The 12,675-nt window shown below is 63.2% G+C and carries 12 protein-coding genes; 4 read left to right on the forward strand and 8 right to left on the reverse strand.

Annotated features, from left to right (window positions below; translation table 11 throughout):
• Window positions 1–2: 2 nt before the first annotated feature.
• From JG743_RS19325 to hxlB, 3 genes are all read right to left on the reverse strand, one after another.
• Entirely contained in the window at window positions 3–494 is a 492-nt protein-coding gene (locus JG743_RS19325; protein ID WP_202292375.1) for a hypothetical protein, read from the reverse strand.
• 101 nt (window positions 495–595) lie between these two features.
• On the reverse strand, window positions 596–1,339 hold the full coding sequence (locus tag JG743_RS19330) for a creatininase family protein (RefSeq protein WP_202292376.1): 744 nt from the start codon (window positions 1,337–1,339) through the stop codon (window positions 596–598).
• A 4-nt stretch (window positions 1,340–1,343) separates the two neighbouring features.
• On the reverse strand, window positions 1,344–1,910 hold the full coding sequence (hxlB, locus tag JG743_RS19335; RefSeq protein WP_202292377.1) for a 6-phospho-3-hexuloisomerase: 567 nt from the start codon (window positions 1,908–1,910) through the stop codon (window positions 1,344–1,346).
• Window positions 1,911–2,098: 188 nt separating this feature from the next.
• Here hxlB and JG743_RS19340 point away from each other — a divergent pair, with 188 nt between their 5' ends.
• Window positions 2,099–3,121, forward strand: a complete 1,023-nt coding sequence (locus JG743_RS19340) for an aldo/keto reductase (protein WP_202302739.1) — start codon at window positions 2,099–2,101, stop codon at window positions 3,119–3,121.
• Window positions 3,122–3,204: 83 nt separating this feature from the next.
• Here the strand turns inward: JG743_RS19340 and JG743_RS19345 are convergent, their stop codons facing one another.
• The 4 genes from JG743_RS19345 to JG743_RS19360 all read right to left on the reverse strand — a co-directional run bounded on the left by JG743_RS19345 (window position 3,205) and on the right by JG743_RS19360 (window position 8,557).
• Window positions 3,205–3,477, reverse strand: a complete 273-nt coding sequence (locus JG743_RS19345) for an HU family DNA-binding protein (RefSeq protein WP_006201846.1) — start codon at window positions 3,475–3,477, stop codon at window positions 3,205–3,207.
• Window positions 3,478–3,673: 196 nt separating this feature from the next.
• Entirely contained in the window at window positions 3,674–6,085 is a 2,412-nt protein-coding gene (lon, locus tag JG743_RS19350) for an endopeptidase La (RefSeq protein ID WP_202292378.1), read from the reverse strand.
• A 273-nt stretch (window positions 6,086–6,358) separates the two neighbouring features.
• The gene (gene clpX, locus JG743_RS19355) at window positions 6,359–7,633 is read right to left on the reverse strand and encodes an ATP-dependent Clp protease ATP-binding subunit ClpX (protein ID WP_126054894.1); all 1,275 of its coding nucleotides are present in this window, start codon (window positions 7,631–7,633) and stop codon (window positions 6,359–6,361) included.
• 294 nt (window positions 7,634–7,927) lie between these two features.
• The gene (locus JG743_RS19360; RefSeq protein ID WP_202292379.1) at window positions 7,928–8,557 is read right to left on the reverse strand and encodes an ATP-dependent Clp protease proteolytic subunit; all 630 of its coding nucleotides are present in this window, start codon (window positions 8,555–8,557) and stop codon (window positions 7,928–7,930) included.
• A 334-nt stretch (window positions 8,558–8,891) separates the two neighbouring features.
• On the opposite strand from JG743_RS19360, the gene JG743_RS19365 reads away from it, so the two are divergent.
• Window positions 8,892–9,485, forward strand: a complete 594-nt coding sequence (locus tag JG743_RS19365) for a hypothetical protein (protein WP_202292380.1) — start codon at window positions 8,892–8,894, stop codon at window positions 9,483–9,485.
• Here JG743_RS19365 and JG743_RS19370 read toward each other — a convergent pair.
• Window positions 9,482–10,585 (reverse strand): NAD(P)/FAD-dependent oxidoreductase, encoded by a 1,104-nt coding sequence (locus tag JG743_RS19370; RefSeq protein ID WP_202292381.1) that lies wholly within the window; start codon window positions 10,583–10,585, stop codon window positions 9,482–9,484. The genes JG743_RS19365 and JG743_RS19370 overlap by 4 nt on opposite strands.
• Window positions 10,586–10,689: 104 nt before the next feature.
• On the opposite strand from JG743_RS19370, the gene JG743_RS19375 reads away from it, so the two are divergent.
• Together JG743_RS19375 and JG743_RS19380 are read left to right on the forward strand one after the other, a co-directional pair.
• Window positions 10,690–11,928, forward strand: coding sequence for a cytochrome P450 (locus tag JG743_RS19375; RefSeq protein ID WP_202292382.1), 1,239 nt, complete (start codon window positions 10,690–10,692; stop codon window positions 11,926–11,928).
• A gap of 26 nt (window positions 11,929–11,954) precedes the next feature.
• Window positions 11,955–12,662 (forward strand): transporter substrate-binding domain-containing protein, encoded by a 708-nt coding sequence (locus tag JG743_RS19380; RefSeq protein WP_202292383.1) that lies wholly within the window; start codon window positions 11,955–11,957, stop codon window positions 12,660–12,662.
• Window positions 12,663–12,675: the final 13 nt, after the last annotated feature.

Consider the following 12,675-nt stretch of genomic DNA (forward strand, 5'->3'; position numbering starts at 1 on the left):
CTTCAGCCCGCCGCCTTCCCCAGGAAGACGGACCTTATCCGGTCGCGAAACATCTCGGCAGTTGCGACCTTGCCGAAATCGCGCGTCTCAAAACGCTCGCCCTTCAACGTCGTCAGGATGACCGAGAAAGTCGGTCCGCCGCTGTCCCATTCGATGGTGCGCGGGGTGAGATCGGCGACGTCATCCGGGCCGAGACGATACCGGCGCATGAAGAACGGATTGCGCGTCACGATGGAGATGCGAGCGGGGCTGACGATCCAGCGCACTGCCGGGCTGAAGAGCGCGGCGAGCACAAGCGGGATGCCGACGGCATAGGCGCCGAGGATGATGAACAGAAAAAAGGGGCTGGCGACGTTCGGCGGCCAGACGCCGCGATAGAGCTCCCATGTCGGAACGACGATGCAGAACAGGCCGGCAAGGCCAAGGAACAGGCGCTTGGCGACGTGCATCGGAACGTCGTGCCGCAACCGTCCATCGCTGCCGATCTCTTCCATTCCAGTCCTCTACCCCGGTGATGATGGCGGCGGATGGTGAAAATAGCCGTAACGATCCAGGAGGCTCCGCTGGTGATCGAGGCCTGGCGCGACGGGCCGCGTCAGGCCGACAGGATGGCGCGCAGATGATCGAGGATCATGGCGACGCCCTTTCTGCCCAGCTCGGCCGAGGCCTCGGGCGCGCTGGCCGTGTACCAGCCGGTATTGTCGGCGAAATGGCCGGCATCGACCGCTTCGGGGCAGAGCGCCAGCATCAGCGAGGTCTCGCCTATGCCGGCATGGTCGAACGGATACTGGCCGTTGATGGCGGCGGGCATCAGCGGATGCACCTGGACCCAATTGAAAAAGTTCTCGCCCTTGGCGTGGCCTGCATAGTAGTCGGCCATCGCCTCGGAGCCCCACCAGCCCTCGCCGCGCTCCTTTTCCAGGAAGCGGAAGATCGCTTGCCTGCCGGCCGTCTTGAAGGCGAGATCGGTCGGCATGCCGGCGATGAAATTCTCGGTCTGGTGATGAATGATGGCGTGGATGTTGCGAAAGCCGATGCGCAGCAGGCCGTAGAACAGCTCCTCGGCGAACGGCGCCAGTTGGTTGCCGCCGACATGCACCGAGCCGCTGCCCTCCGGCGGCGCTACCACATAGCTCGCCGCGCCGTAGTAGAAGGCGGGCAGCATGACGATGTCGGCCTCCTGCTCGAACAATTCCAGCGTCTTGACGACGGCCAGCGTGTCCATGCCGACTGCCATGTGCTCGCCATGGTATTCGAGCACGCCAAGCGGGAGGACGACCGGCCAGTTCTCCTTGATCGCCTTGCGGATCTGATGCGGGAGCATCAATTCGTAGCGCATGCCCCTACTCCATATTCGTGTGGCGGGCGCGCATGGCCTCGGGCGAGCCGCCGGTCGATGCCTTGAGCTTCAGCACCATCACTTCGAAGAGCAGGAACAGCGCGCCCTCGAACACCGAGCCCATCGGCAGCACTGAGGTTTTCGCCGCGCCCTGGTCGCTCGCCATGGTCTGGGCCGGGATCAACAAGGTGAAGTCGGCGAGCCTGACCGCGCTGCTTGCGCCTTCGGCGGTGAGCAGCAGCACCTTTGCGCCCGCATCCCGGGCAACCTGCATCAGGGTCAGCACCGTGGTGGTCTCGCCCGGTCCGGAGCTGACCAGGAAGACATCGCCCTCGCCCAGCGGCGGCGTCGTCATGTCGCCTACCACCGACACCTGCAGACCGAGATGATAAAGCCGCATGGCGAAACCCTTGACCTGCAGCGCCTCGCGGCCGCAGCCATAGACGGCGATTTTTCCAGCGCCGGCGAGCATCTCGCAGGCCGCGTCGATGCGCGCCTCGTCTACCCTTGCCAGCACGCCGCCGAGCTCGTTCAGCGCGATCGCGAACAGATCCGTGCCGGCGCCGGTCATGAGCGTTTCATCCTTGTCCGCGTCTCGAAAGGCAGTGACGATCCTTGCTTCACGTATTCCCCGAACGGCTTGTTTTTGTTCATGCTATCACCGCGAAAATGCGTGTCCAACGGCCCTCACTGCTTTTGCTGGGCCACGGGCGTGATAGTCTCATGTCAGACAAATCAACCCCGGGAAAATTCCAGAACATGAAGACACGGCATTTCGACCGCATCGGCAATGGCGGCATCGACTTCACCGAGCTCGGCTTCGGCACGGCGCCGCTCGGCAACCTCTACCGCGCCGTCTCCGACGAGGACGCCCATGCCACGCTGGAGGCGGCCTGGAACACCGGCTGCCGCTACTTCGACACCGCGCCGCTCTATGGTCTCGGTCTGTCGGAAACCCGGCTCAACCCGTTCCTGCGCTCGAAGAAGCGCGACGACTATGTACTGTCGAGCAAGGTCGGGCGCCTGATGCGCGCCTGTCCGCCCGACCAGCGCACCGGCATCGGCAAGTTCTTCGACACGCCGTCGCGCCAGGAGGTCTACGATTACAGCTATGACGGCGTCATGCGCTCCTTCGAGGCTTCGCTGGAACGCCTCGGCGTCGACCGCATCGACATCCTGTTCGTCCACGACGTCGATATCTTCACCCACGGCAGCAAGGAGGCTTCCGACCGGCGTATCGAGGAGTTCATGTCCTCGGGCTATTACGGACTGCTTTCGCTGCGCGACCAGGGCGTGATCAAGGCGTTCGGCGGCGGCATCAATGAATGGCAGGTCTGTGAGACGCTGGCCGAGCGCGGCGACTTCGACCTCTTCCTGCTGGCCGGGCGCTACACGCTGCTGGAGCAGGAGGCTTTGCGATCCTTCCTGCCGCTTTGCCAGAAGCGCGGCATCGGCATCGTGCTCGGAGGCCCCTACAATTCCGGCATCCTGGCGACGGGACCCAAGCCCGGCGCCTTCTACAACTATTCCGAGGCGCCGAAGGATGTGCTCGATCGCGTCGCGCGCATCGAGGCGGTCTGCACGCGCCATGGCGTACGGCTGATCGAGGCGGCGCTGCAGTTTCCGCTGCAACACCCTTCGGTGGTGTCGGTGATCCCTGGCGGCCAGCGGCCGGCCGAGGTCGAAAGCAACCGTGCGCTGCTCGACGCCAAACTGCCCGCCGCTCTCTGGGCCGATCTGAAGCAGGAAGGGCTGATGCGCGCGGACGCACCAACGGGCTGATCCTGCCAGCGCCCGTGCGTCCACAGATGGGCAAAAGAAAAGCCGGGCAAGCCCGGCTTTTCTGATCTTGGATGAAAAAGGTCTTAGTTGACCGCGTCCTTGAGGCCCTTGCCGGCCGAAAACTTCGGCACGGTGCGCGCCGGAATCTTCACTTCGGCGCCGGTCTGCGGGTTGCGCCCGGTCGAAGCAGCGCGTTTTGACACGGTGAAATTTCCGAAGCCCACAAGCCGGACATCGCCGCCCTTCTTCAGTTCGCCAGTGATCACGGAAAACACCGCATCGACGGCTGACTGCGCGTCACCCTTCGAAATGCTCGCGGCATCGGCGACAGCGGACACCAGTTCGTTCTTGTTCATCAAAATTCCCTTCCATGAGAAAACCGGAACATTCGACTCATCCGGCAGGAAACGGACTTTAGAAAGAAGCGTTCCGGCAACCAAGTCGAAAAAGCTGGAAAAGGTCGAAAAAAGCCCGGAATTCCGGGGTTTTTCACATGAAAAAGCCGGGCGAGAGGCCCGGCTTTCGTTTTGTGCATCGCAACTTTAGCTAAAACTAATGCGCGAGCGACTTTCCGGCATCGTCAGCGGTGTCGGCGGCCGCCGGGGTGTTGACCGGTTCGACCCACTCGATCGGCTCCGGCATGCGCACCAGCGCATGACGCAGCACCTCGCCAACGCGCGAGACCGGGATGATCTCCATGCCGTTCTTCACGTTGTCCGGAATCTCCGCCAAATCCTTGGCGTTATCTTCCGGGATCAGCACCTTCTTGATGCCGCCACGCAATGCGGCAAGCAGCTTCTCCTTGAGGCCGCCGATCGGCAGCACCCTGCCGCGCAGCGTGATCTCGCCGGTCATCGCGACATCGGCCTTGATCGGAATGCCGGTGAGCACCGAGATGATCGCGGTGGCCATCGCCACGCCGGCCGAGGGGCCGTCCTTCGGGGTTGCCCCCTCCGGCACGTGGACGTGGATGTCACGCTTGTCGAACAGCGGCGGCTCGATGCCGAAATCGATGGCGCGCGAGCGGACATAGGAGGCCGCCGCCGAAATCGATTCCTTCATCACGTCGCGCAGATTGCCGGTCACCGTCATGCGGCCCTTGCCGGGCATCATGACGCCTTCGACCGTCAGCAGCTCGCCGCCGACTTCCGTCCAGGCAAGACCGGTGACGACACCGACCTGATCGTCCGCCTCGACCTGGCCGAAGCGGTAGCGCGGCACACCGAGATAGTCGGCGAGATTGTCAGCCGTGATGGTGACCGACTTCTTCTTCGTCTTCAGGATCTCGGTCACGGCCTTGCGCCCGAGCTTCATCAGCTCGCGCTCCAGGCTGCGCACGCCGGCTTCCCGGGTGTAGGTCTGGATGATGCCGCGGATCGCGTCCTCGCCGACGGAGAATTCCTTCGGCTGCAGCGCGTGGTCGCGGATCACCTTCGGCATCAGGTGCCGCTTGGCGATCTCGATCTTCTCGTCCTCGGTGTAGCCGGCGATACGGATGATCTCCATGCGATCCATGAGGGGCGCAGGGATGTTCAGCGTGTTCGCCGTCGTCACGAACATCACGCTCGACAGGTCGTACTCGACCTCGAGGTAATGGTCCATGAACGTCGAGTTCTGCTCGGGATCGAGCACCTCGAGCAGGGCCGATGACGGGTCGCCACGGAAGTCCTGGCCCATCTTGTCGATCTCGTCGAGCAGGAAGAGCGGGTTGGACTTCTTGGCCTTCTTCATCGACTGGATGACCTTGCCGGGCATCGAGCCGATATAGGTGCGCCGGTGGCCACGGATCTCGGCCTCGTCGCGCACACCGCCAAGCGCCATGCGGATGAACTCGCGGCCGGTCGCCTTGGCGATCGACTTGCCGAGCGAGGTCTTGCCGACGCCGGGAGGACCGACGAGGCACAGGATCGGGCCCTTGATCTTCTTCTGGCGGCTCTGCACGGCGAGATACTCGACGATGCGGTCCTTGACCTTGTCAAGGCCGAAATGGTCGGTGTCGAGCACGTTCTGCGCGAAGGCCAGATCATGCTTGACCTTGGAGTTCTTGCCCCACGGGATCGACAGGATCCAGTCGAGATAGTTGCGCACGACGGTCGATTCCGCCGACATGGGCGACATCGTCCGCAGCTTCTTCAGCTCGGCTTCCGCCTTCTCGCGGGCCTCCTTGGAGAGCTTGGTCTTCTTGATGCGCGCCTCGATCTCGGCGGCTTCGTCGCGGCCGTCCTCGCCCTCGCCGAGCTCCTTCTGGATCGCCTTCATCTGCTCGTTGAGGTAGTACTCGCGCTGGGTCTTCTCCATCTGGCGCTTGACGCGCGAGCGGATGCGCTTCTCCACCTGCAGGACGGAGATTTCGGCTTCCATGAAGCCCATCGCCTTTTCCAGCCGCTCCTTGACGGAAAGCGTGGCCAGCATCTCCTGCTTCTCGGGGATCTTGATGGCGAGGTGCGAGGCAACCGTGTCGGCGAGCTTGGAATAGTCGTCGATCTGGCTGGCGGCGCCCACCACTTCGGGCGAGATCTTCTTGTTCAGCTTGACGTAGTTCTCGAAGTCGGTGACGACCGAGCGGGCAAGCGCCTCGATCTCGACCTCCTCCTCTTCCGGCTCGACCAGCGCCGATGCGCGGGCCTCATGGAAGTCGGGACGATCGGTGAACGAAACGATCTTCGCGCGCGAGGCGCCTTCGACCAGCACCTTCACGGTACCGTCGGGAAGCTTCAGCAATTGCAGCACATTGGCGAGCGTGCCGATGTCGTAGATCGCATCGGGCTCGGGATCGTCGTCGGCTGCGTTCATCTGGGTCGCAAGCAGGATCTGCTTTTCCTGACCCATTACCTCTTCCAGCGCCTTGATCGACTTTTCGCGCCCGACAAAGAGCGGAACGATCATGTGTGGAAACACAACGATGTCGCGCAGCGGGAGGACTGCGAAGACGCCGTCGCTGGGAGCCCTGGATGTTTTGGCCATTGTCCAACCTTTCATGTCGCGGCCGCTAATTGAGCCAACCGCGAATCTTATATTAACGACCGAGGATCGTTCCGCCTACCACCGTTTGTGACGGGAGTTTTACAGCACAGAATTCGGCACCACGGCCTTCTGCTGTTAGTTGGATGTGTAAGCGGCAAAGATCAAGGGCAAACACGGTCCGTTCATCCTACTCTATCGGCCAGGCGAGGCGCCCTTTCAGCAAAACGGCGCCTTGCGGCGCCGTTTCAAGAGAATTCCAATGCCGGACCCCGATCAGGCGCTGACGGAGCCCTTCTTTTCCTTCTGCTCGGAATAGATGTAGAGCGGCCGGGCGTTGCCGGAAACCACCTCTTCCGAAATCACCACCTCGCGCACGCCTTCCAGCGCCGGCAGCTCGAACATGGTGTCGAGCAGGATCGCTTCCATGATCGAACGCAGGCCGCGCGCGCCGGTCTTGCGCTCGATGGCGCGCTTGGCGATCGCCGACAGCGCGTTCTCGTGGAAGGTCAGGTCGACATTCTCCATCTCGAACAGCCGCTGGTACTGCTTGACCAGCGCATTCTTCGGCTCGGTCAGGATCTGGATCAGCGCCGGCTCGTCGAGATCCTCCAGCGTCGCCAGAACGGGCAGACGGCCGACGAATTCGGGGATCAGGCCGAACTTCAGCAGATCCTCGGGCTCGACCTGGCGGAAGATGTCGCCGGTGCGGCGGTCCTCGGGCGATGCGACCGTGGCGCCGAAGCCGATCGAGGTCTTGCGGCCACGATCCGAGATGATCTTGTCCAGCCCGGCGAAGGCGCCGCCACAGATGAACAGGATGTTGGCGGTGTCGACCTGCAGGAACTCCTGCTGCGGGTGCTTCCTGCCGCCCTGCGGCGGCACGGAGGCGACCGTGCCTTCCATGATCTTCAGGAGCGCCTGCTGCACGCCCTCGCCCGACACGTCACGGGTGATCGAGGGATTGTCCGACTTGCGCGAGATCTTGTCGATCTCGTCTATGTAGACGATGCCTCGCTGGGCGCGCTCGACATTGTAGTCGGCCGACTGCAGCAGCTTCAGGATGATGTTCTCGACATCCTCGCCGACATAACCGGCCTCGGTCAGCGTCGTGGCGTCGGCCATGGTGAAGGGCACGTCGATGATGCGGGCCAGCGTCTGGGCAAGCAGCGTCTTGCCGCAGCCGGTCGGGCCGATCAAAAGGATGTTGGACTTTGCCAGCTCGACGTCGTTGTTCTTGCCAGCGTGAGCGAGGCGCTTGTAATGGTTGTGGACGGCCACCGACAGCACGCGCTTGGCGTAGGGCTGGCCGATGACGTAGTCGTCGAGGACCTTGAGGATCTCCTGCGGGGTCGGCACACCCTCGCGCGACTTCACCATCGAGGTCTTGTTCTCCTCGCGGATGATGTCCATGCAGAGCTCGACGCATTCGTCGCAGATGAAGACCGTCGGACCGGCAATCAGCTTACGCACTTCATGCTGGCTCTTGCCGCAAAACGAGCAATAGAGCGTGTTCTTTGAATCACCGCCGTTGTTGCCGACCTTGCTCATTTTCCTGTCCTTTCACCGCCCGCCCACCGATGGTCTGGCCAAGGGCGTCTCATCAATCTATCGCGAGAATGCGCCACCGCCAGTGTCCCAGCTCACACAGCGTATTCCGTACGAAACACAAATCAGAAGACGCGGCAACGATTCGCAGCAACCCCACACAAAGCTAAGCCGTCGAAAATCAACATAGCCTTAACGTAGGCAATCCCACCCGTCGAGGGAACAGCCAATTGTGGCCGAAATGCCGCAAACTGCGCCAAAAGCGCGTTTTGCCGCCATCCAGCTGCCAACTGCGACCTAAGCGGCAACGCCTTCGGCCGGCTCGCGCGACGAAATGACCTTGTCGATCAGACCAAAGTCCTTAGCCTCGTCGGCGGTCATGAAATGGTCGCGGTCGAGCGTCTTTTCGATCTCATCATAGCTCTTGCCGGTATGCTTGACATAGACCTCGTTGAGGCGGCGCTTCAGCTTGATGATGTCCTGCGCATGACGTTCGATGTCCGAAGCCTGACCCTGGAAGCCGCCGGACGGCTGGTGGACCATGATGCGGGCATTCGGGGTGGCGAAGCGCATGTCCTTGTGGCCGGCGCAAAGCAGCAGCGAACCCATCGAGGCGGCCTGGCCGATACAGAGCGTCGACACGGCCGGCTTGATGAACTGCATCGTGTCGTAGATCGCCATGCCCGAGGTGACGACGCCGCCCGGCGAATTAATGTAGAGGTTGATTTCCTTCTTCGGGTTCTCGGCCTCGAGGAACAAAAGCTGTGCACAAACCAGCGTCGCCATGCCGTCCTCGACCGGACCGGTGATGAAGATGATGCGCTCTTTCAGCAGGCGCGAGAAAATGTCGTAGGCCCGCTCGCCGCGATTGGTCTGTTCGACCACCATCGGAACGAGGTTCATGTAGGTTTCGACGGGGTTCTTCATGGACTATCCCTTTTTGGAGATGGGATTCCGGCGCCGGGGAATTATGAGCAATCGGGCAGAATCGGTTCTGGATCGTTAGGGTGTAAATAGGATGCCGGCTCACCCTAGCGCAAGGCCGCCCCTCCTAGCCATCTGGTTAAGCCGAATCAAGCGCTACCAACCGACGAAAAGCGCGAGCGAAGCGTCTTTCGACGAACTGCCCGCCTGGCGGCGCACTGAAAGTAGCACTTTCTTAACCGCGCCCCTTAACGACGAGCCGCAAAACCGCTTTCCGGGAACGGAGCTTCCGCTACAACTTCGGCGTTGAACTGGCGTTCTTTCATGGGGGAATGTCATGATCCGCAAAAGCCCCGCATCCCTGGCCGTGGCTGGCCTGGCAATCCTCGCCACGGTATCTGAAACGGCTGCCGGCGGCCGCGCGCTCGAATGCTACGAGCCGATCCACAGGCCAGCGGTCTACGATACCGTCTATGAGGACGTGATGGTCAGCCCCGGCGGGCAGCTCGTCGACTACGACCCGCCGATCTACGGCACCCACGAGAGCGTCGAGCAGATTGCGCCGGCCCGCGTCACTTACGAGGTGGTGCCGGCCATCACGCGCACCGTCTACCACACGGTCAAGGTGGACGATGGCGGCTATGCCTGGGAATGGCGCGTCATCCATGGCCGCAAGGTGCTGTGCAAGGTTTGGCGCAATGCCCGCTACGCGCGGGTCGCCGAAACGGTGGTCGTCGAGCCCGAGAGCACGCGGCGCGTGGTCCTCCCGGCCGAATATGAAAGCGTCGCTCGGGAGGTGCTGGTGCGGCCAGAGCGGCGGCATATCACCGAGATTGCGCCCTCATACCAAAGGGTGGCGCGCCGGGTGCTGATCAGGGAAGGGTCGACGCACTGGCGGCGCGTGCATATCGCGCGGCATTGCCCGGATTAGGCCACCTCCGCCCGCAACCACTTTTTGAGACGAGCGACATCGCCGTCGCCTACGGCCGCGGCGACACGCCTGCCGACAGCCGCGCCGAACTTGTAGCCATGGCCGGAACAGGCCGAGACAACCAGGCACTTGTCCCTCTCATGCGCCAGGAATTTCTCGTCGGCGGTGAAGGTGTAGGCGCAGGTGACCACCTCGGTCACCTTGTATTCCGTGATGCGCGCTATCGGCGGCGCAAACAGGTTGCGGATCACCTCGCCTTCGCCCGGCACCGGCGTTCGGTTCCAGTCGGCGTCGCTGGTCGGCACCTTGTGCAGGCCGGAGCCGAATTTCATGCCGGTGCCGCGCGTCAGCGGGATCATGTAGCCGTCGGTGACGCCGCCGACATCGAGGATGACTGGCGCCGTTTCCCACGCGGCTCTTAGGTCCGCTGGCGGTTCGACATAGGCAAGCGCGGTGCGGTAGGTCTTCAATTCACCGCCCAGCTCCGGGAACAGCTTCAACACCCAGGCGCCGGCGGTCACGACGATCCGATCGGCCTGCATGGTCTCGCCGCCGGCAAGCGTGATCCGGCCCGCCCCGGTATCGACTTTCACCACCTTCGAGTTCTCATAGACATTGGCGCCGTTGGCGCGCAGCCATGCGGCGAGGCCGGAGGCGATCCTGCGGCAGTGGAGAGCTCCGCCTTCGGTCGAGAAATAGGCATAGCGGAACGTGTCGGGTTCGAGGAAAGGCCAGCGCTCGACTGCCGCGGTCGGGTCGAGCAATTCGAAAGGAAAGTTGCCCTCCTCCAGGCCCTCGCGGTATTCCTCGGCCTCGTCGCCAGGCTCGCGCGAGATGCAGAGGAAGCCTCTTGCGTCGAGGTGGTTCTCGCCGAGATCGGCCCACATCTCGTCCCAGGCGTCATACGCCTCCGTGATCAGCCTGCCATAGCCGGTGCCGGCCCGGTACGCGCGACGGATGATGCGGTGATGGTCGCCCGACGCAGCCAGCGGATTGGGGATCGGCCCCTGCTCGACGATGGAAACGCTGTGTCCGGCCTTGACCAGCGACCATGCCGTCGAAAGCCCGGCAATGCCCGCGCCGACCACGATAACATTCATCGAAACCATCCTTCCGCAGCCATTCCCGCTGGCTCAATGCATTGCCTCGCCGGGCGCAAGATACGGTCTGGCACCCGGCTGGCAAGGCGCGCTAATGATCAATCATGATGCCAGACTATCTTGCCTTCGATCCCGCCAGCCGCCGCCTGCGGCTCGACCCGCACGAACCGGCCTTCTTCCTGAACCCGTACGAGGCCTATGCCTGCCTGCATGGCGCGGCGAATGCCTTCTTCTGGGAGGACTATGGCTTCTGGTGCTTTGGCGGCTTCGACGACGTCAACCGGCTGTTGCGCGATCGCCGCTTCGGCCGCCAGAACCCGGCCGGGATTCCCGACAGCCGCGGCGTCGGTCAGGACCGCTCGCATCTCGCCGCCTTCGACGGCATCGAGGCCAATTCGATGCTGGAGCTCGAGCCGCCGGTGCACACCAGGTTGAGGACGCTGGTCAACCGCGCCTTCGTCTCGCGCCAGGTCGAGCGGCTGCGGCCGCGCGTCGAGGCGCTGGCCAACGAGCTGATCGACCGCTTCGAGCCCGGCGGGGTCGACCTTTTGCCGGCCTTCGCCTCGCCATTGCCGATCACCATCATCGCCGAAATGCTCGGCGTGCCGGTGGCGATGGCGCCGCAATTGCTCGATTGGTCGCACCAGATCGTCGCCATGTACATGCATGGCCGCACGCGTGAGACCGAGGAGACGGCCAACCGCGCCGCGCGCGATTTCTCCGATTTCCTGCGCGGCTATGTCGCCGAACGGCGAAAGCGGCCGGGCGACGATCTCCTGTCGCTGCTGATTTCGGCGCAGGAGGACGGCCAGAAACTGTCCGAGGACGAGCTTGTCTCCTCGGCCGTCCTTTTGCTCAATGCCGGCCACGAGGCGACCGTCCACCAGACCGGCAATGCAGTGCGCTCGATCCTGGCGCAGGGCGGCGATCCCAGGCGCTTCTTCTCCTCGCCGGAAGCGACCGCGGCCACGGTCGAGGAATGCCTGCGCTTCGACGCGCCGCTGCACATGTTCCTGCGCTATGCCTATGAAGAGATCGAGGTCCAGCCCGGCATCAGGCTCAAGCCCGGCGACAAGATCGCGCTGCTGCTCGGCATGGCCAACCACGACCCGTCTGCTTTCGCCGCCCCGCAGGCCTTCATTCCCGGCCGCGCCGACCAGAAGAACGTTTCGTTCGGCGCCGGCATCCATTTCTGCATCGGCGCGCCGCTGGCACGGCTCGAACTGCAGGTATCGCTGAAGACGCTGTTCGAGCGACTGCCAAAGCTACATCTCGCCGAGGAGCCGCGCTTCCGCGACAGCTATCATTTCCATGGACTGGAGAAGCTCAGGGTAAGTTTCTGACTCGCGATGGGCAGGATGTTCGGACAATGAGGTTCGCCTTCCTGCAGGAGCCTCCCTTCTGCTTCACCGATGCGTCGGGAGCCTTGCACGGCTGTGACGCCGTGCTCGCCGAAAAGGTCTGCCAGACATTGGGGCTGGAAGGCTTTTCGGCCGTCGAGACGGAGTTCGCGGAACTGCTTCCCGGATTGGCCGACGGCCAGTGGGACATGACCACGGGACTTTTCATCTCGGACGAGCGCAAGCAGCTCGTCGACTTCACCCGACCGATCTGGATGCTGTCGGACGGGCTGCTGGTTGCCGAGCACAATCCGCTTGGGTTGGACGGCTACATGGCTCTCGCCCGCGATCCGTCGGCCACGCTCGGAGTCATATCGGGACAGATCCAGCACCAGACGGCCCTGCGGAACGGCGTTCCAGCCGAGCGGATCCGGATCTTCGGCACACAGGCCGAAGCGGCCGAAGCCGTCATCGCCGGGGTGGTGGATGCCTATGCCAGCGTCGCCATGGCGCATCGAGGCTATGTCGCAGGACATCCGGACGCGCCGCTCGCCGTCGTCGATGTCCCTGCCGAAGAAAAGCAGCCTGCGGCCGGCGCCTTTGCTCTGGCCAGGGGCGATTCATCCCTGCGCCAGCGCATCGATTCCTGCCTGGGCAAGCTGCTCGGCGGCCCCTGGCACCGGCAGATGATGGGCGAATACGGATTTTCCGGGAGCGACATCGACCGCTTGCTGTGACCCGGCGAAACCC

Source organism: Mesorhizobium sp. 131-2-1, assembly GCF_016756535.1.
Lineage (GTDB): Bacteria > Pseudomonadota > Alphaproteobacteria > Rhizobiales > Rhizobiaceae > Mesorhizobium.